The 20,580-nt window shown below is 31.2% G+C and carries 20 protein-coding genes; 15 read left to right on the forward strand and 5 right to left on the reverse strand.

The window, feature by feature from the left end:
* The first annotated feature begins 19 nt into the window (after positions 1 to 19).
* A complete protein-coding gene (locus tag WNY60_RS00405) occupies positions 20 to 742 on the forward strand; it encodes a hypothetical protein (protein ID WP_145002006.1) in 723 nt (240 codons plus the stop codon).
* 2 nt (positions 743 to 744) lie between these two features.
* On the opposite strand, the gene WNY60_RS00410 is transcribed toward WNY60_RS00405, so the two are convergent.
* Both WNY60_RS00410 and WNY60_RS00415 read right to left on the reverse strand, forming a co-directional pair.
* Entirely contained in the window at positions 745 to 1,662 is a 918-nt protein-coding gene (locus WNY60_RS00410; RefSeq protein ID WP_292948553.1) for a metallophosphatase, read from the reverse strand.
* Between the two features lie 7 nt (positions 1,663 to 1,669).
* The gene (locus tag WNY60_RS00415; RefSeq protein WP_342861111.1) at positions 1,670 to 2,428 is read right to left on the reverse strand and encodes a 5'-nucleotidase; all 759 of its coding nucleotides are present in this window, start codon (positions 2,426 to 2,428) and stop codon (positions 1,670 to 1,672) included.
* A 70-nt stretch (positions 2,429 to 2,498) separates the two neighbouring features.
* Between WNY60_RS00415 and WNY60_RS00420 the strand changes: the two genes are divergently transcribed.
* From WNY60_RS00420 to WNY60_RS00485, 14 genes are all read left to right on the forward strand, one after another.
* Positions 2,499 to 3,026, forward strand: coding sequence for a hypothetical protein (locus WNY60_RS00420; protein ID WP_145002003.1), 528 nt, complete (start codon positions 2,499 to 2,501; stop codon positions 3,024 to 3,026).
* Complete coding sequence (gene dapA, locus WNY60_RS00425) at positions 3,019 to 3,906, forward strand: 4-hydroxy-tetrahydrodipicolinate synthase (RefSeq protein WP_145002002.1); 888 nt, start codon at positions 3,019 to 3,021, stop codon at positions 3,904 to 3,906. The genes WNY60_RS00420 and dapA overlap by 8 nt, the downstream gene beginning before the upstream one ends.
* A 108-nt stretch (positions 3,907 to 4,014) precedes the next feature.
* Complete coding sequence (bamD, locus tag WNY60_RS00430) at positions 4,015 to 4,815, forward strand: outer membrane protein assembly factor BamD (protein WP_145002001.1); 801 nt, start codon at positions 4,015 to 4,017, stop codon at positions 4,813 to 4,815.
* Positions 4,816 to 4,821: 6 nt separating this feature from the next.
* Positions 4,822 to 5,151: a DNA-directed RNA polymerase subunit omega gene (locus tag WNY60_RS00435; RefSeq protein WP_145002000.1), complete on the forward strand. Its 330-nt coding sequence runs from the start codon at positions 4,822 to 4,824 to the stop codon at positions 5,149 to 5,151.
* 4 nt (positions 5,152 to 5,155) lie between these two features.
* A complete protein-coding gene (gene coaBC, locus WNY60_RS00440; RefSeq protein WP_342861113.1) occupies positions 5,156 to 6,367 on the forward strand; it encodes a bifunctional phosphopantothenoylcysteine decarboxylase/phosphopantothenate--cysteine ligase CoaBC in 1,212 nt (403 codons plus the stop codon).
* Entirely contained in the window at positions 6,360 to 7,247 is an 888-nt protein-coding gene (locus tag WNY60_RS00445; RefSeq protein ID WP_292948566.1) for a DUF4835 family protein, read from the forward strand. Before coaBC ends, WNY60_RS00445 begins: the two co-directional genes overlap by 8 nt.
* Positions 7,248 to 7,324: 77 nt before the next feature.
* Complete coding sequence (gene recN, locus WNY60_RS00450; RefSeq protein ID WP_342861115.1) at positions 7,325 to 8,977, forward strand: DNA repair protein RecN; 1,653 nt, start codon at positions 7,325 to 7,327, stop codon at positions 8,975 to 8,977.
* 97 nt (positions 8,978 to 9,074) lie between these two features.
* A complete protein-coding gene (locus WNY60_RS00455) occupies positions 9,075 to 9,899 on the forward strand; it encodes an SDR family oxidoreductase (RefSeq protein ID WP_145001996.1) in 825 nt (274 codons plus the stop codon).
* Positions 9,900 to 10,144: 245 nt separating this feature from the next.
* Positions 10,145 to 12,736 (forward strand): T9SS type A sorting domain-containing protein, encoded by a 2,592-nt coding sequence (locus WNY60_RS00460; RefSeq protein WP_342861118.1) that lies wholly within the window; start codon positions 10,145 to 10,147, stop codon positions 12,734 to 12,736.
* A gap of 73 nt (positions 12,737 to 12,809) precedes the next feature.
* Positions 12,810 to 13,814 carry a glycosyltransferase gene (locus WNY60_RS00465; protein WP_342861120.1) on the forward strand — a complete coding sequence of 335 codons (1,005 nt, stop codon included), beginning with the start codon at positions 12,810 to 12,812 and terminating at the stop codon, positions 13,812 to 13,814.
* Between the two features lie 3 nt (positions 13,815 to 13,817).
* The gene (locus tag WNY60_RS00470; RefSeq protein WP_145001993.1) at positions 13,818 to 14,777 is read left to right on the forward strand and encodes a YbbR-like domain-containing protein; all 960 of its coding nucleotides are present in this window, start codon (positions 13,818 to 13,820) and stop codon (positions 14,775 to 14,777) included.
* Entirely contained in the window at positions 14,774 to 15,373 is a 600-nt protein-coding gene (coaE, locus tag WNY60_RS00475; RefSeq protein ID WP_292948577.1) for a dephospho-CoA kinase, read from the forward strand. The genes WNY60_RS00470 and coaE overlap by 4 nt, the downstream gene beginning before the upstream one ends.
* Before the next feature lie 70 nt (positions 15,374 to 15,443).
* The gene (locus tag WNY60_RS00480) at positions 15,444 to 17,015 is read left to right on the forward strand and encodes a HAMP domain-containing sensor histidine kinase (protein ID WP_145006661.1); all 1,572 of its coding nucleotides are present in this window, start codon (positions 15,444 to 15,446) and stop codon (positions 17,013 to 17,015) included.
* Between the two features lie 4 nt (positions 17,016 to 17,019).
* Complete coding sequence (locus WNY60_RS00485) at positions 17,020 to 17,730, forward strand: response regulator transcription factor (RefSeq protein ID WP_028281877.1); 711 nt, start codon at positions 17,020 to 17,022, stop codon at positions 17,728 to 17,730.
* 49 nt (positions 17,731 to 17,779) lie between these two features.
* Here the strand turns inward: WNY60_RS00485 and WNY60_RS00490 are convergent, their stop codons facing one another.
* Genes WNY60_RS00490 through WNY60_RS00500 form a run of 3 tightly spaced genes read right to left on the reverse strand, consistent with a single transcriptional unit; the run spans position 17,780 to position 20,570 of the window.
* Positions 17,780 to 18,775, reverse strand: a complete 996-nt coding sequence (locus WNY60_RS00490) for a hypothetical protein (protein WP_342861128.1) — start codon at positions 18,773 to 18,775, stop codon at positions 17,780 to 17,782.
* Positions 18,772 to 19,686: a tRNA (adenosine(37)-N6)-dimethylallyltransferase MiaA gene (gene miaA, locus WNY60_RS00495; protein ID WP_342861130.1), complete on the reverse strand. Its 915-nt coding sequence runs from the start codon at positions 19,684 to 19,686 to the stop codon at positions 18,772 to 18,774. The genes WNY60_RS00490 and miaA overlap by 4 nt, the downstream gene beginning before the upstream one ends.
* Positions 19,687 to 19,709: 23 nt before the next feature.
* On the reverse strand, positions 19,710 to 20,570 hold the full coding sequence (locus WNY60_RS00500) for an ion transporter (protein WP_342861131.1): 861 nt from the start codon (positions 20,568 to 20,570) through the stop codon (positions 19,710 to 19,712).
* Positions 20,571 to 20,580: the final 10 nt, after the last annotated feature.

The following is a 20,580-nucleotide window of genomic DNA, read 5'->3' on the forward strand; positions in this document are numbered from 1 at the left end:
TCATCCCAAATAAATAATAATGAAGTTAACAAAGTTTAATTTAGTATCGATAATTTTAGTGATTCTCGTAATACTTACTATGGCTGGACGCATATTTGATGCGCCAACATTGTCTGATTATTCCTGGATTTTAGTGTTTCCGTTTTTTGCCTATTTATACTATAGTCAGACTAAGCAAACCAACCATTATTTTGGTTTTTTTCTTATTGGATTTTCTTTAGTAGAAATTCTTAAAATTGTCTTTTACGGAAATGATACTATGGCTTATTATCTTGCTAATTATCTAGTAATAGCTACTTACACTTCCTTAATTATTTTTCTAGTTAAAGATTTTAATATCAAGTTGTTATTAAAGGAATTTAAGTTGCATATAATTGTCTTGTTAATATTTAATGCATATATAATTTATGTGTTAAATCAGATGATAATGCAAGATGCAAAGTTAGCAGTATACTCGTTGGATTTTATCATAGAAGTAACATATAATGTATTGATATTGTTAGTGCTATCACTATCATTAATACATTATTTATATCACGAAACTAAACAAGGATTGCTATTGTTTTTGGCCAGTGTTTGCATCGTTTTTTCCGAAATGGTACAAGTCGCTTATTTGTTTATATCTTCAGCGTATTTACTACAAATGGTGTACACTGCTTTAATAGGTGTAGGCTTTTACTTTCTATACGTTTACATTAAAATTAAATATAAATCCACTCAAAAAAAAACTGAAATCGCTTAGTTTTATACAATAATAGAAGTTCCTTCTGCTTTTTTAGTACTATCTGCATCAAAGTAAAAGTCTATTTTACCTAAATTTATACCATAACAACCTACTTGGTTAACTAATACGTTTTTACCTTCTAGATTTTGAGCAACGGTTGGCTTAGGTAAAAAAGTGTGTGTGTGTCCACCAATAATCAAGTCAATATCTTTAGTCGCTTTAGCTAAGCTTAAATCGCTTATTTTATCAGGCGTTTTGCTGTAATTGTATCCCAAATGTGACAAGCAAATAATAAGATCGCATTTCTCGTCGGTTTTTAAAATACGTGTCATTTCTTGTGCAGCTTCAATTGGATCTAAATACTCAGTTTCTTTGTACATTTTTTTGTCAACTAAACCATCTAATTGAATTCCTAATCCAAAAACACCAATTTTAATACCTTCTTTTTTAAATATTTGATATGGTTTTACATGAGTATCCATGACTGTATTTTTAAAGTCATAGTTAGCAGATACAAATCCAAAGCTAGCATGAGGTAATTGGGCATATAATCCATCTATACCATTATCAAAATCATGATTCCCTATTGTAGCTAGATCGTATTTAAGTTTACTCATTAACTTAAATTCTAATTCGCCACCATAGTAATTAAAATATGGTGTGCCTTGAAAAATATCTCCAGCGTCTAATAGTAATGTATTAGGATTGTCTTGTCTAATGTTTTCAATTAAAGTTGCACGTCTAGCCACACCACCTTTATTTGCATTTCTACCATCCTCTGGTCCAAAAGCATCAATGTGACTGTGCACATCATTAGTATGTAAAATCGTTATTTTTTTAGATTTTGAAGATGTTGCAAACGATTGTAATCCATAACCACCAACTGTAATTAAAGCTGTAGCTGCTGTTGCTTGTTGTATAAAATCTCTACGTTTCATTATGTGGTTATTTAGTTTGGATAAATCTATTGTCAATTACAGGTTTGATAGTGTCAGTCTTTTTAAAGTAGTCTATCATCGCATTTCTTATTTTATAATCAAGAGTATATAGGCTATCATTTACCTGAAAAAATCGCATTCTGTCTCCTCCATTATATAGGTAATCATTAGTCGCAACGTAATAGGTTTTATCCTTTTCAATTGGATTGTTGTTTATTAAAGCCTGTGTAATATTATACGTTTTATCCAGTGTTAATTGTATTCCGCTTACAGGATGTGCACGCTTAGCCTGACTTAAATAATGTATCATGCTATCTATTTGTTGTCCTTTTAGTGCGACTACTACAATGCTGTTTTCAAAAGGCATAATTTCAAAAGCAGTTCTAGTGGTAATATTTCCTTTAGAAATTATAGATCTTATACCACCATGATTTAGGATAACAGCATCTATATTTTTTCCAGTGCGTTTGTTAAAAATAGGATTACTTTCTTGCATAACAGCATCAGCCATAAGATTACCAATTGCTGTATTTAAATCACCATCACTTTTGCTATAAGTTTCTGGAGCGTAAGACAAAACAGCGTCCATGTCCTTATTTATGCTTTCGCGAAAAGGTTTTACAAAGTCATCGATAGCTTTATCTGTTGCTACAGTGTCTGTAATTGTAATCTGTTTACCTTCTATTTTACTCAACGAGTAAGTGTCTTGCTTACAAGAGTTTAAAACAATAATTAAAAGCAAGATGAAAAGATGTTTGTATTTCATATTTAATGTTGAATAATTTAAAGCTAATATAGTTACAATTACTACATTTGTAATAAAGGAATAAAGATAAATGATTTTAAAAGGTTTTAAAGAAAAATCTAATAAAAAGTACATTATTAAATGTGCGCAAAGTCGTGTAATTGCACCAAACGCAAACAGGATCAAACATGTTGGAGTCTTAGTAAATAGTCATGAGTTTTCTGATCCAGAATGGATTAATAGTTTGTCAGAGCAATTAAAAATTAACGCTAAGGACTTAAAAATCTTATCTCTTTTTAATGGCAAAAAAAACGAAACGTCTGTTTATAACCATATTTTTTCTGAAAAAGAACTTGCTTGGAAAGGACAATTTAAATCACAAACAATTAAAGATTTTTTAGACAATAAATTTGATTTGTTGATTAACTTTTATGAAACCGATTCCTTAGCTTTGCAAGTTGTTAGTGCATCAGCCAATGCCGACTTAAAGGTAGGTTTGCATAATGCTAATCCTGACGTAAATGATTTAATTATAGATATTACAATAAAAGATAAAAACATCTTTAAAACCGAAATTATAAAATACCTAAACATTTTAAATAAATTAAGTAATGAATAACCCTTTTTTAGGCACAGGAATAGCAATTGTAACGCCATTTAATGATGATTTATCAGTAGATTACAAAGCGCTAGAAAATATTGTAGAATATAACATTACCAATGGTATCAATTATATAGTTATAAATGGTACAACTGGAGAAAGCGTTACAATTACAAAGCAAGAAAAACAGGATATAGTTGCTGCTATTATAAAGTATAACAAAGGACGTGTGCCATTAGTTTTAGGTATTGGAGGTAGTAACACTGCACAGGTTGTAGAAGAAATTAAAGCTACTGACTTTACAGGTATTGCTGGAATACTATCTGTATCGCCTTATTATAGTAAGCCAACTCAGGAAGGTATGTATCAGCACTTTAAAGCGATTGCACAAGTCTGTCCAATTGATATAATTTTATATAACGTTCCTGGCAGAACTTCAAAAAATATGACACCAGAAACAACGTTGCGTTTAGCAAAAGATTTTGATAATATTGTTGCGGTTAAAGAAGCTGGTAATAATGTGGCTCAATATTTAGAATTACTAAGAGATAAACCAGACAATTTTTCTGTTATATCAGGAGACGACGACTTAGCTTTAGGTATTGTTTTAGCAGGTGGAGCAGGAGTAATATCCGTAATAGGACAAGGGTTACCTAAAGCTTTTTCTACAATGATAAATCTAGGTTTAGAAGGTAAAAACAAGGAAGCGTATCAACTTCATTTTAAAATGATGGATATCGTTAACATGATTTTTGAAGAAAATAATCCAGCAGGTATTAAGGCAGTATTAAATAGCCTTGAGTTATGTAATACAACCGTTAGATTACCTTTAGTTACTGCTACAACACAATTACAAAGTCGTATAAATACTTTTATGACTAATTTTAGTAAAAGTTAAATTATACTTAAACCTAAGTCCAACTTGATTTCTTCAATTAATTTAGCAATCAAATTATATTTTTAAAATCCATTTAAATAGCGTATTTTTGCGCTTCGTTAAAATTTTATGAAGAATTTACTTTACATCTTAATTACATTTTTAGTTTTCACTTCTTGTAGCGAGTATCAAAAGGCATTAAAGTCTGAAGATGTTGCTGTTAAGTTTTCAATGGGTGAAAAACTTTATAATGAAGGTAAGTATAACAAGGCAAGTCGTTTATTTACTCAAATTGTTCCTGCATACAGAGGGAAGCCTCAAGCAGAAAAATTGATGTTTTTAGATGCTGATAGTTATTTTCATTTAGAAGACCATTATTTAGCAGGTTATAGATTTGAGCGTTTTGCATCTGCGTATCCTAGAAGTGAAAAAGTAGAAGAAGCATACTATAAAAGTGCATTAAGTTATGCGCAATTATCTCCAGTGTATTCTAAAGATCAACACGATACAGATCATGCACTAGAGCAATTACAATTGTTTGCTAACTTATATCCAGACTCGCAATACATGCCAAAAATTAACGAGTTGGTTAAAGAGTTACAATATAAATTAGAATTAAAAGCATACAGTATTGCTAAGCAATACAATCATATTTCAGATTTTAAAGCTTCTATTAGTTCATTTGATAATTTTATTGCAGATTTTCCTGGTACAACCTTACGTGAAAAAGCGTTGTATTACCGTTTTGATTCTGCTTACCAATTAGCAATGAAAAGTGTAGAGTATAAAAAAGAAGAAAGATTAAATACAGCTATCGCATATTATAACAACTTTAAAAAAACAAATGCAGAATCAGAGTTTATTAAAGATGCAGATAAACAGGTAGAGGATTTAAAAGAACAATTAGAAAAATATAGTACTAAAAGCTAATATATTATGGATTTAAAAAAAATCGACGCTCCGTTAACAACAACGACTTACAATAGAAACGAGATAGATGCACCAACAAATAACATCTATGAAGCTATTTCTGTAATTGCAAGAAGAGCAGAGCAAATTAATTCTGAAATTAAAAAAGAATTAATAGAAAAGCTTGAAGAGTTTGCTACATATAATGATAGCTTAGAAGAAATTTTTGAAAACAAAGAACAAATTGAAGTGTCTAAGTTTTACGAAAAATTACCTAAACCTCATGCTTTAGCAGTACAAGAGTGGTTAGACAATAAAATATACCACAGAAATACAGAGCAAGATAACCAAGACTAAACCTATGTCTATATTAAGTGGCAAAAACATACTATTAGGCATCAGTGCTGGTATTGCTGCTTATAAGACAGCCTCATTAGTCAGAGCATTTATAAAAGCAGGTGCAAACGTACAAGTCGTTATGACACCTGCTTCTAAAGACTTTGTGACACCACTCACACTGTCTACGCTTTCCAAAAATCCAGTACACTCAACATTTACCAACGATCAAGACGATAACGCTATGTGGAATAACCACGTAGAGTTAGGGCTATGGGCAGACTATATGGTTATTGCGCCAGCAACAGCCAATACACTATCTAAAATGGCAAATGGTACGTGCGATAATTTATTATTAGCAACATATCTTTCTGCTAAATGTAAAGTCTATTTTGCACCAGCAATGGATTTGGATATGTATGTTCATCCCTCTTCAGTTAACTCATTTAAGACACTTCAAAGCTTTGGTAATGTCATGATTCCTGCAACATCAGGAGAATTAGCAAGTGGTTTAGTTGGTCAAGGTCGTATGGCAGAGCCAGAAGATATTGTCTCTTTTATAGAAAATGATATTATCAGTGGTTTGCCACTAAAAGACAAAACGGTTTTAATTACAGCAGGACCAACCTACGAGGCTATAGATCCTGTACGTTTTATAGGTAATCATTCCTCTGGTAAAATGGGATTTGAAATTGCTAAAGCAGCAGCAAATTTGGGAGCAAAAGTTGTTTTAATTTCTGGTCCAACACATCAAACAGTAAAACATAGTTTAATAACAGTCATACCTGTAATTAGCGCACAAGAGATGTATGATGCAGCCCATTTACATTTTAACAGTGCCGACATTGCTATTTTATCTGCAGCTGTTGCAGACTATAAACCAAAAAATGTTGCAACTCAAAAAATAAAAAAGAAAGAATCTACGTTAACCTTAGAACTAGAAAAGACTAAAGATATTTTAGCCTCCTTAGGACAAATAAAAACAACTCAATTTTTAGTTGGTTTTGCTTTAGAAACTAATAACGAATTAGAACATGCAAAATTGAAGCTAAAAAAGAAGAATTTAGATTTAATTGTTTTAAATTCGTTAAACGACAAAGGTGCAGGTTTTAAGTCAGACACTAATAAAGTAACTTTGATTAACAAGGAAGAAAAAGCTACTGTGTATCAATTAAAATCTAAAACAGAAGTTGCTAAGGACCTTTTTAATACTATAATAAATACATTAAATGCGTAAACTTTTATTTCTATTTTTAATTTGTTTTAGTGTTTCATTACAGGCTCAAGAGCTTAATGCAACAGTAGTTGTAAATGCACAATTAACAGGAGACGAAAATTTACAGCAATTTAAAACACTAGAAAAACAATTAAAAGAGTTTATTTCTGGCACAAAATGGACAAACAAAAAAGTTGAACCTCAAGAGCGTATTGATTGTAATTTTGTAATTAATATTGGAGAATATTCTGGTAATAGCTACAAAGCAACTTTACAAGTCCAATCGTCAAGACCTGTTTTTGGTTCAAGTTACACAACACCTATCTATAACATAAATGATAAAGATTTTACTTTTGAGTATGTCGAGTTTCAAAATCTAATTTATAATCCAACACAATACGCTTCTAATTTAATCTCTGTTTTAGCATTTCATATTCATATGATTTTAGGTATGGATGCCGAGTCTTTCAAACAAGAAGGTGGAGATGAGTACTTTAGACAAGCACAAAATATTGTAAATTTTTCTCAACAAGAAAATTATTCTGGTTGGAAGCTAGAAGATGGTTTACAAAGTCGTTTTGCTTTAATAGATAATTTGTTATCACCAACATTTAAAGAGTTTAGAACCGTATTATATAATTATCATAGACGTGGTTTAGACACTATGAGTGATAATCAAAAGGATGCAAAAAACGAAATAGCTATAGCTTTAAGCTTATTTAATGACATGAACAGAAGACGTCCAAATTCGTATTTACTCCGTGTATTTTTTGATGCAAAAGCAGAGGAGATAGAACAGATTTTTAGCGAAGGTCCAAGTGTAGATATTGCTAATCTGGTCGATACTTTAAATAAAGTTGCGCCAATGCACTCTTCTAAATGGAGAAATATAAAATTTTAGACACTAATTATTTTCATTCTTAAAAAGCGTAAAACCAAAACTTTTCACTTTTTAAATTTTAACCTTTCACTTTAAGAATGCTTACCGGATTAACCATAAAAAATTACGCACTAATTGATCAACTTCAAGTTAATTTTAATGATGGGTTTACCATTATTACAGGAGAAACTGGAGCTGGTAAATCTATACTTTTAGGAGGCTTATCATTAATTTTAGGTAAACGTGCAGACTTATCTAGTTTACGTAATCCTGAAAAAAAATGCATAATAGAAGCCTCTTTTGATATTTCTAAATACAAACTTAAAAACTTGTTTAAGGATCAAGATTTAGACTACGACACACAAACGATTATTAGACGAGAGATTTTACCATCAGGTAAATCTAGAGCGTTTGTAAACGACTCGCCTGTTAACTTGTCTAATTTGCAAGCGTTAGGAGAACATCTTATTGATATTCATTCGCAAAACGAAACATTACAGTTGGTGGATGACGCATTTCAATTTCAGGTTATTGACGCATTGGCAAATACAGAAGCTAATTTAGAAGCATATAATCTGCATCTAAAAGAGCATAAAGTATTACAAAAGCAATTAAAACAGTTACAGCAATTTCAGGCAGAAGCTATTAAGGAACATGACTATAATTCGTTTTTATTAAATGAATTAGTTGCTGCAAATTTAAAAGAAGGCGAGTTAGAAACTCTAGAAGAAGAGTATGAACTTTTAAATAATGTAGAAGCTATAAAACTTAAACTAGAAGAAGCTAATGCACTTTTAAGTGAAGAGCAAGCAGGTGTTTTAACATCACTTAGAGAAGTTAAAGCAGCCTTTCAAAAACTGGCTTTAATATCAAATACTTATCAAGATTTATTGGATAGGGTTACTAGTAGTTTAATTGATTTAGATGACGTTTTGGTTGATATCGAACGTTTTGAAGACAAATTAGACGCTGATCCAAATAGGCTAGAGGTTGTTAATGCTCAACTTATGACCATAAATAACTTAATGCAAAAGCATCTAGTCAAGTCTATTGCTGAGTTAATAGATATTAGAGAAGCATTATCTCAAAAAGTAGAGGCAACTGAAAATGCTGACCAAGATATTATAGATAAGCAAGAAGAAATTAAAGCTTTAGAAAAATTATTAAATACTGAAGCTAAAAACATAACAGATAAGCGTAATAAAGCCATACCAGAATTAAAAAAACAATTAGAAGCGTTGTTAACGCAATTAGGTATGCCAAATGCACAGTTTAATATAAGCTTAGAAGCATCCAAAACATTTTTATATAACGGAAAGGATAATTTAAACTTCTTATTTTCTGCCAATAAAGGTGGTCAATTTAACGTGTTAAAAAAAGCAGCATCTGGTGGAGAATTATCAAGAATAATGCTAGCTATTAAGTCTATCTTATCAAAATACGTCAAGCTTCCAAGTATTATGTTTGACGAGATTGATACTGGTGTTTCAGGAGAAATTTCAAATAAAATGGCAGATATTATGTCGCAAATGAGTACTAAAATGCAAGTCTTTAGCATTACCCATTTACCACAAATTGCAGCTAAAGGAAACACGCATTACAAAGTTTATAAAGAAGACGTTAATGAAGTGACCACAACTAATTTAGTTAAATTGGACTATGATGAGCGTGTTGTAGAATTGGCTCAGATGTTGGGAGGGACTCAATTGTCAGATTCGGCAATAGCACATGCTAAACAACTATTAAATTAGTGGCTAAATTTCCGCGAAAGCGAATTAAAAAAATTTTAAATACTATCTTTGACAGATAATATAATAAACTAACATATCAACTGATAAACTATAAGTTATGTCATACAATTTATTAAAAGGAAAAAGAGGAATCATATTTGGAGCATTAGACGAAAACTCTATAGCATGGAAAACAGCAGAACGTGTCCATGAAGAAGGTGGTACTTTTGTACTTACAAATGCACCAGTTGCAATGCGTATGGGTCAAATTAATGTTTTAGCAGAAAAAACGGGCTCTCAAATAATTCCTGCAGATGCAACAAGCGAGGAAGATTTACAAAATCTTGTTACGCAAGCAATGGAAATCTTAGGAGGTAAAATAGACTTTGTATTACACTCTATTGGTATGTCAATTAATGTTAGAAAAGGAAAACATTATACAGATCAAAACTATGCTTGGACACAAAAAGGAACAGATGTTTCTGCAATGTCTTTTCATAAAACAATGCAAACGTTATACAAGCAAGATGCAATGAATGAATGGGGAAGTATCGTGGCTTTAACTTATATGGCAGCACAACGTGTTTTTCCTGATTATAATGACATGGCAGATAATAAAGCCTATTTAGAAAGTATTGCACGTAGTTTTGGTTACTTTTTTGGAAGAGATAAAAAAGTTAGAGTTAACACAATATCACAGTCACCAACACCAACTACAGCAGGAAGCGGAGTAAAAGGATTTGATGGATTTATCGCTTACGCGGAAAAAATGTCGCCTTTAGGTAATGCTACAGCTTTAGATTGTGCAAACTACACAGTATCGTTATTTAGTGATTTAACTAAGCGTGTGACTTTACAAAACCTGTTTCATGATGGTGGTTTTAGTAACATGGGAGTTAGCGATGCAGTAATGAGCGCATTTGTAGATGGTATTGATAAATAGACACTACTAAAATAATTTTAAAAAGCCTTACAGAAATGTAAGGCTTTTTTTATGTGATTAAACTACTGGCAATCAGTTGTGTGTAAAAACTTACAATTCTATTAATTACATTTAACACAAGGTTAATGGTATTTTAACCCTTTTTTAAGACTTCTTGTCGATTTGATGGGTATGGTAGTGCTAGGTTAAGAATAAATCAATATTTTTAGAAGATGATTAATTAATTACTAACTTATACTAATTTTATGATGAAAAAAATTACTTTATTATTGTGTGTTGCTCTTATTAGCTGTTTTTCGGCTATGGCTCAACATACCTTCCCTGTAATTACAGGACCTACAAGTGTAACTGAGGGTTCACCTGTGACTTTAAATATTAACGATGCTGCTAATAGTGCTGCTGTTCCATCTGGAAATTATGCTACTTTTAGTATTTCTATTGATTGGGTAAGCACAGATAATGCTTGGGCTTCTGAGTGTGATTTGGATTTAACAACAGCAGCTGGAACTGTAAACTTTAATTCACCATCTACTGGTAGTGCGAATAGTGGTGTTGCAACAACAATTACATTTGATGGAAGCTTTACTGCAGATTACGATCCAGATGCGGATGGAACTTTTGATATTGTTTTAGATCAAACTTATTCAGGTTCAGCTGCAGATTGGTCAAATATAACGGTAACTATTGTTCCAGCTTTAACCTGTACTTCACCTGTAGCTACTGCTGTGGTAGGAACCACAGATTGCGCAGCAGGAACATACATGATTGATGTAGATGTTACTAGTTTAGGTGATGCGACATCTGTAACTATTACTAATGATGCAGGAGTTTCAAGTACACCAGCAACAGCAACAGGAATGGTTAGTGTGGGACCTTTCACACCAGGAACCGATGTAAACATTACTATTGAGCATGATCAAGATAGCTTATGTAACTTAGAGTTAGCTACTTTATCATACGCTTGTCCACCATCTAATGATGAGTGTACTGGTGCAATACCATTGACTGTAAACGGAGACTTAGATTGTATGAATGTAACTTCTGGGACTATAGCAGCAGCTACAGCTTCTGGAATAGCAACAGCTTGTGGAGGAACAGAAGATGATGATGTTTGGTATAGTTTTATGGCTACATCTACCAGTCACGTAATCGCTTTACAGAATATTACAGGAGGAACAACGGATTTATATCACGCAGTTTATGATGCAACTTCTGGTTGTGAAGCTTTAGGAACAGCTTTAACTTGTTCGGACCCTAATACTAGTACAACGTCAGGTTTGACTGTTGGAACTACTTACTTTGTACAAGTTTATTCTTGGACAGGTACTGCAGGACAAACTTCTAATTTTGATATTTGTATAGGAACACCACCACCACCACCAGCAAATGATACTTGCGAAGGTGCTATTGAGTTGACTTTATCGTCAGATGATTCATGTGATAATAGTGTTTCTGGGACAACTAACAGTGCTTTACCATCTGCTTCAGGAACTTGTTCTTCAACTAATAAAGATGTATGGTACACTTTTACACCAACTGAGGATAATAACTACGTATTTAGTGCTACTGAAACTTTTGATTCAGGATTTTCAACAACTTATCTTTCATTATATTCGGGAGACTGCGAGACTACTACTCAAGTAGGTACAACTTGTTTTACTACTGCAGCCCAAACTTTTACTTTAACTAGTGGTACAACTTATTTTGTGAATGTAAGAAGTACTTCAGGTACTGCATATGTTGATTTTGATTTATGTGTTTTCCTTGCTCCACCACCACCAGTAAACGATGCTTGTGAGAATGCAATTACTATTAATGCTGGAGATTCAATCTCTGGTGATACTTCTTACTCTACTAATGTAGAGAATTTAACAGTATGTTCTGGTGGAACAGTAGGTACAACATGTGATCCAGGTGGAGATTCTTCACCTAACGCTGGAACACTTGTTTTTGGTACTGGAGTATGGTATGTTTACAATTCTCCTGGTAATGAATCTATTTCTATTGAGGATTCTGCTGATGCTTTTGATTCAGAGATTCAAGTATGGTCTGGAGCTTGTGGCTCATTAGTTTGTGTTGCAGGAGATGACGATAGTTCAACTGCAGGAAGTGGTGGTTTTGTTTGTTTTGATTCTGAAGCAACAGCTACAACTTATTATATTTACATAGATGGTAATGCTGCTACTGGCGTTGGTGCTTACACATTAAATTTAAATACTACACCTTTACCTCCTGCTAACGACGAATGTACAGCTGCTGAAGCATTAACACTAGGAGTTGAAATTACAGGAGATAATACAGGAGCAACAGATTCTGGTGTAACTGCAGATTGTTTTACAGGTGCAGTTGCTGATTTATGGTACTCATTTGTAGCACCTCCTTCAGGAGAAGTTACAGTGACTACAACTGCTGCTCAATATGGTGTTTATACAGATTGTGCTGGTACAGCAGTTGGTGCTTGTAATACATCAGTAGTTGGTGGATTAACAGATGGTACTACTTACTATGTAAGAGTTAGTGATGATGGTACTGCAAGAGCACAAGCTCCAGGATCGTTTACTTTATTACTTTCTGAGTCTTCTTTAAGCACAGTTGAGTTTAATACAGAGGCTTTATTCTCTTACTATCCAAACCCAGTTAATGACAACTTAACATTAAAAGCTCAAAAAGAGATTTCTAATGTATCAGTTTATAACATGTTAGGACAAGAAGTGTACAGAAACGCACCTAATAGTGTAGATAACCTAGTAAACATGTCTGACTTACAGTCAGGAGCATACTTTGTTAAAGTTACTATTGGAGATGTTACGGAAACAATAAAAGTTATTAAGAAATAATCTTAAACTTTAATACAATTAAAAGCCACCTTTTTAGGTGGCTTTTTTTATACGTTTAACTTACATTTGTTATATGGAATTAAGTTTTTCGTTTATTATACCTGTTTATAATCGTCCTATTGAGATTGAAGAGCTATTAGAAAGCTTTTTAACCTTAAAAGGTAACCATAGCTACGAAATTGTAATTGTAGAAGATGGATCTACAATTACGTCTAAAGCTATCGTAGATAAATACATAGATAAGCTTGATATATCCTATTATTTTAAGTCAAATTCAGGACCAGGAGATTCCAGAAATTTTGGAATGCAACACGCTAAAGGTAATTACTTTATTATTTTAGATAGCGATTGTTTATTGCCTAGTCACTACTTACAGGAGGTAGAAGCTAGTTTAAAACTTAATTATGTAGACTGTTTTGGCGGACCAGATAAAGCACATCATTCGTTTTCAAATCTTCAAAAAGCTATAGATTTTAGTATGACGTCTGTAATTACAACAGGAGGCATTAGAGGTAATAAATCTAGTTTAGATAAGTTTCAACCTAGAAGTTTTAACATGGGATTATCAAAATTAGCATTTAAAGCTACTAAAGGATTTGGTAATATCCATCCTGGAGAAGATCCTGATTTGTCTATTAGACTATGGGACTTAGGATTTAAAACAACTTTATTTCCGGAAGCTTATGTATACCATAAAAGACGTATATCTTGGAGTAAATTTTATAAACAAGTTAATAAATTTGGTTCCGTAAGACCTATTTTAAATAAGTGGCATCCACAAACTAAAAAAATCACCTATTGGTTTCCAACAATGTTTTTTATTGGAGTTATTATAGCTTTGTTTTTAACACTGTTTAATCTATTTTTACCATTATACTTAGTGTTATTTTATTATTGTCTAATCTTTGTTGTAGCAGTATTAAAAACTAAAAATATTATTATTGCTTTTCAGGCTTTATTAGCAGTATCCATTCAGTTTTTTGGATATGGTTACGGATTTTTAAAGTCAACAATATTATTACATTTTAAGTCAGAAAAACCCGAAGTAATTTTTCCTCATTTATTTTTTAAAAATTAAGGCATGCAAAAACTTAAATTGAAAATATTAGGATTGTTTAAAAGTAAAAAGATCAATATATTTTTACTGTTTTTTGTTTTAGCTTTTTCAATTTTAGTTTTAACAAAATTATCTAAAGTATATACAGCCACATTAGCCTTTAAAGTAAAACCTAAGGATATTAGTGATACGCATGTAATAGTAAATTCAAACAATCCAGAGCTTGATATTACAATACAAACTACAGGTTTTAATTGGCTTAGGTATGCTATTAAAAGACCAGAATTAGATATTAATTTTAAAACAGACATTTCAAAAAAAGATTCAACTTTAATTTGGAGTGTTTCCAAAGGGTTCTCAAATATTAATAAACAGTTTGATAAAGAAGAAAAGATTATCAGTATTAATCCGGACACACTACTTTTTAGATTTGATGTCAATGATGTAAAATATGTACCAATAATCTTAGACTCAAAAATTCAATATGCTAAAGGGTATAACACTTTAGATACTTTAAAAACTGTACCAGATAGTGTTAAGTTAATTGGGCCAAGTTCTGTTTTAAAAACAATTAGTAAAGTAAAGACTCAGTATTTAGAATTAAAAGAGGTGAAATCCGATGTAAATAAAACGTTGTTATTGCAATTGGATAGTTTAAATAAAAATATTAAAACCAATATAACACAAGCTAAGTTGATGGTTAATGTTTCTAAATTCTCTGAAGGCGTTTTAGACATTCCAATCCAAATAATTAATATTCCGGAAGGAGTAAAAGTTAACTATTTTCCAAAGCAAGTGTCATTAAGTTTTACCACAAGCTTGGAAAAATTTAATACAATAAAGTCAGAAGATTTTAATATCGTTTGCGATTACAACGATGCTTCTGGAAATACAACTTTAGCACCAAAATTAATCAAACAGCCAAATAATGTTAAAAACATTAGGTTATTGCAACAAAAAATTGAATTTATAATTACAGAATGACACCAACAATAGTAGGCTTAACAGGAGGTATAGGTAGCGGGAAAACTACAGTTGCTAATTATTTTAAAGCATTAGATGTGCCAGTTTATATTGCTGATAATGAAGCCAAAGCATTAATGGATCGTTCTAAAGTTATTAAACGTAAATTAATTAAGCTTTTTGGAGATAGTGCTTACGTTGAGGATACATTAAATAAACCTTTTATTGCTAGTCAGATATTTAGTAATCAAGCTTTACTAAAAAAAATGAATGCAATTGTGCACCCAAAAGTTGCAAAACATTTTTCTAATTGGGTAAAAAAACAAAACGCACCATACGTTATTAGCGAAGTCGCTATAATTTTTGAAAACGGAAGTCAAGGCAAATACGATTATATAATTACTGTCGTAGCACCAGAACAGACTAGACTAAATCGAGTAATTAAACGTGATAACTCGTCTGAAGCTAAGGTTAAGGCAATAATGAATAACCAATGGACTGACCAACAAAAGACAGAATGTTCAGATTTTGTAATTAATAATACCGATTTAAAAGACACAAAACTTCAGGTTCAAAATATTCATAGTAAACTCTTAAAATCTATAACAAAGAATTAAATTTTAACGTTTTTGTTAATGTAAGGTTAAATGGTAACATTGCTAAATGTTAAAATCTTAATTTTGGATGATGAACAAAAGGATTTTTTTTGTGTTAGTCGTTTTAATGAGTTGTTCCCTAATAGGAATCATACTAGTTCAGGCGTATTATATAAATAATTCACTTCAAAATACTGAAAAGCAGTTTAACTTCAATGTAAGAAAAGCACTAAGTTATGTGTCTAACATTGTAGAAAATGAAGAAAAAGAGGATTATTTAAGAAAGTTTAATGATTTATTAAGCAATGGATCAATTAATGTAAATGATACAACTGCAATTATAAACATTTACATTAAAGAGGATAATCCTGATACAAACGAAACAGTAATTTATCGTAACGGTATTTTAGAAGAAAATTATAAAGTATCATCAGCGCTCTTTGACATAGGTTTAGATAGTTTAAACGTAAAACGTATTTTACAAAAAAGAGAAACCGAAATTATTGAAAACAACTCTATAGATGGTAGTAAAAACCTATCTTCAATGCTTGCAAGATTAAGTAAACTTAATGAAAGTACACGTATTGCTTTAGAGACTGTTTATAAAGATAAAGCCTATTTAAAACCAATACACAAACGTGTAGACGTGGACAAAATCAATAGGTTACTAGCATTAAAATTGTTAGAAAATGATATTGATATAGGTTATGAATTTGCAATATATAGCAACGATTTAGCAACAAAAATTAAAACTCAAGATTTTCAGTTAAATCCAGCATCTACGTTTAGTGTACCATTTTTTTATAACGAAAATGATAAAAGTAATTACAGACTATTAGTTAATTTTCCAGAACGTAAAAAGTTTATTTTATCATCAATTTTAACGATGCTAATATTATCTATAGTTTTTACTTTAATTATAGTCATAGCTTATTCTAGTGCATTGTATCAATTAATAAAACAACGTCAAATTTCTGAAATTAAAACAGATTTTATTAATAATATGACGCATGAGTTTAAGACGCCAATTGCGACTATTAATTTAGCATTAGATTCTATTAGAAACCCTAAAATAATTGACGACAAAGAAAAAGTCCTACGTTATTTAGGCATGATAAAAGAAGAAAATAAGCGTATGCATGCGCAAGTGGAAAATGTACTAAGAATATCTAAACTTGAAAAAAACGAACTAAACATTAGTAAGGAACGTGTGGAACTTAACGACTTAGTAGAAGATGCTATATCACACGTAGAGTTGATTATTGAAGATAGAGGTGGACATATTGAAACACATCTTGATGCCGAAAAATCTTCGGTTTTAGCAAACGAAACACACTTTACAAATGTATTAGTAAACGTATTGGATAATGCAATTAAGTATTCTCCAGATGCACCAAAAATTATTGTCACTACAGAGCTGGCAGGAAATAATATATTAGTGCATATAAAAGATCACGGAAGTGGTATGAGTAAAGTAGCTCAAAAACGTGTGTTCGAAAAATTTTATAGAGAGCATACAGGTAACATACATAATGTTAAAGGTCATGGATTGGGCTTAGCATATGTAAAACGAATAGTTGAAGACCATCATGGTCATATATCAGTAGAAAGTGAAAAAGAAAAAGGAAGTACTTTTACAATAAAGCTTCCGTTAATCTCGTAGTATTATGGATGAACAATTAAAAAGAATATTATTAGTAGAAGATGACCCAAATTTTGGAACAGTCTTAAAAGATTATTTATCAATGAATGATTACGAAGTTACCCATGCAAAAAATGGTATGGAAGGCTTTGAAAAATTTAAACGTGGTGATTTTGATTTATGTATTTTAGATGTCATGATGCCATATAAAGATGGATTTACTTTAGCTAAAGAAATTAGAGAGAAAAATGCAGAAGTGCCTATCGTATTTTTAACTGCTAAAGCCATGAAAGAGGACGTGCTTAAAGGTTATAAAGTTGGTGCAGATGACTATTTAAATAAACCTTTTGATAGCGAAGTCTTATTAATGAAGATAAAAGCTATCATGCAACGTAAAGCAAACGATACCGTTGCGGACAGTAAACAATTTGAATTTAAAATTGGAGGATTTGATTTAAACTCTAAGCTTAGATTTTTAACATACAATGGAGGAGAACAAGTTAAGTTATCTCCTAAAGAAAACGAATTACTACGTATGTTAGCATTGCATGAAAACGATTTAATGCCACGTGAGTTAGCATTAACTAAGATATGGAGAGATGATAATTACTTTACATCTAGAAGTATGGACGTGTATATAGCTAAACTTAGAAAGTATTTAAAGTTAGATCCAAATGTGGAAATTTTAAATATTCATGGAGAAGGATTTAGATTAGTAGTTAATCAGAACGATTAATTATCAAATATATATTAAAAAAGCTAGCATTTATGCTGGCTTTTTTTGTTTAATAAATCGAGTCTAAAATAATTTTAGCAACATTAGGTTTATAATGGCTACTTTCAAAATAATTACTAATAGGCTCTGTTAAATTATTTTTCCCTGAAAAGTCAAAGACTTTATCTTTATCAAAAATAGAATAGAGTAGTACTAATTGTTCTTCTTCCATAGGGATTTGATCATACAAAGGTGAAACAACGATTTTGTAATTAGTATCATGTTTATTAAATATAGATTTTATTTTATTAAGTAAATCTATTTCTCTTTTAGTTTTTTCTAATGTAATATTTGATTCTTGTGGTCTTTGATAAAATACACCTTGTTGTTTCAATTTATTATAATAGCCTAAACTGTCTTCTTTAATCTCTTTAGCTAATCCGTAATAAGAGTCATTATAAATTGGTGTAAACGTATCTGGATATTTGTCCATACGTACATAATTTTTCATATAATTTCTATACGTTTTAAAACAGTAAAAATCGGCGTATGCCATCATAAATCGTGGATTAAGATTTGCTAAAATAAAACTGCTATAAAATTCGTATTTAGAAACATCATTAAACTCCACTGGGTTAATGTATAGGTGATTTAGTCTTTTTATGGTGCCAGACAATACGGCTCTATCAATAATAATTAAAGCATGGTTTACGGGTGAATTTACATCGTCTAAAAATTCTAATTTTTTATAAATACCATATAAATCTTCGCTATGTGCATCATAATGAAACGGAACCGATTTTTCTGGTAAATAGTGCTTCCAGATTGGAGTTTTAAAGGCTTGAGATCTTGAGCTACCAAAAATAAAGCTATCATAATTTACACTGTCTTTATTTTTTTGAAAAATCTTTGTTGATACGTAAGTTCTATTTAAAGTAGTGATATCTTGATTATAATAATTATTATAATCTTTAAAAATTTTAAAAATATCTAAGGATAAAACTATTATCACATAAAGTATAATAGGAATAAAAAAGAATGCTAATTTTTTTAAAAAAATCTTCATTCTATCTCAGATTCTATTTTAGTAATTATAGCGCTCAATGGTGTTTGATAGTCAAACCAAAGGGTTTCAGGTTTTCTTCTAAACCAAGTTAATTGGCGTTTTGCAAAACGTCTAGAGTTTTTCTTAATTTCAGAAATAGCAAAATCTAATGTCCAAGTCTTATCTAAGTAATTAAAAATTTCTTTGTAGCCAACAGTGTTAAGGCTGTTTAGATTTTTAAAGGGAAGTAAGGACTCTACTTCTCTAATCAACCCATTAGCAACCATTATATCTACTCGCTTGTTAATTCTGTCGTAAATAACATCACGATCAGCCTCAAGTCCTATGGTAATTGTTTTAAAGGGTCTTTGGTTTTTAGCTTTATTTAAAAAGGAAGAATAGGGTTGTCCACTGCCAATACAAATTTCTAAAGCACGAATGACACGTTGTGGATTATCAATTTTTATGGTGTTATAAGATTGCTCATCTAAAGTTTTCAGCTTAAGCTGAAGTGTTTCCAAACCTTCCGTGTCTAATTGTTTATTTAGTTGCTCTCTTATCTTTTTATCGACCTCAGGAAAATAATCTAAACCGTTAGTGACAGCATCAACATATAATCCAGAACCACCAACCATTATAACAACGTCATTAGTTTTGTGTAGGTTTGTTATGCAGTCGATTGCTTCTTTTTCAAAAGCACCTACATTATAGTCTTCTGTTATAGATTTATTATGTATAAAATGATGTTTAGCAGCTGCTAATTCTTCTGATGTAGGAGCAGCAGTACCAATACTCATTTCTGTAAAAAACTGTCTTGAATCTGCAGATACTATTTGGGTATTAAAATGATTAGCCAACTTAATACTAAGTGCAGTTTTACCAATAGCAGTTGGTCCAACAATTGAGATTAAATATTTGTTAGCGTGTTTCAAATTTATTGTAATTAAGTAATTGTTTAGTGTAGGTTGTTACCACAAACTCTGCAAAAGTTGGCATCATCGTCATGATTGTCTTCATGACAATTAGAGCATCTTTGTGTATTTAAATTTAGTTTTTTACTTGTTGGATTAGAGGGTTGGTCCTCAGATTTCTTTAAGTTTTTAGAGTATTCTGCAGACACAATTCCTGTAGGTACTGCTATAATACCATAACCTAAAATCATGATAATAGTGGTAATAAATTGTCCAAGTGCAGTTTGTGGTGCAATATCCCCAAAACCAACTGTAGTTAATGTTACAATACACCAATAGACGCTTTTTGGGATGTTTGTAAATCCGTTATCTTCACCTTCGACCAAATACATAATGGTTCCAAAAATTACGGACGATATTAATACAGCAAATAAAAACACAAATATCTTTACACGACTAGCAATAATAGAGTCTCTTAATTGGTTTGAAGCTCCAAGATATCGTGCTAATTTAAGTATTCTAAAAACACGTAGTAAGCGTAACGCTCTAAGCGTAACTAAGGCGTGTGATCCTGCAAAAATAAACGAGATGTACATTGGTATTGTGGATAGTAAATCTAAAATACCGTAAAAGCTAAAGATGTATTTAAATGGCTTTTTTACTGTAATTATGCGTAAAATATATTCGATACTAAAAAAGATAGTTATAATCCACTCTCCAACATATAACGCGTTGTGGTACTTTTTATCAATGTGATTTACACTTTCTAACATAACTAGTAGTATACTAGCTAAAATTAAAATAAGTAAAACGACGTCAAAAAACTTACCAGCAGGCGTGTCTGCTTCATAAATAATTTCATGAAGTTTATCTTTCCAATAAGTTTTATCTTTTGTTGGGCTCATGTGGTAAAAA

Source organism: Olleya sp. AS48, from assembly GCF_038900355.1.
Taxonomy (GTDB): domain Bacteria; phylum Bacteroidota; class Bacteroidia; order Flavobacteriales; family Flavobacteriaceae; genus Olleya.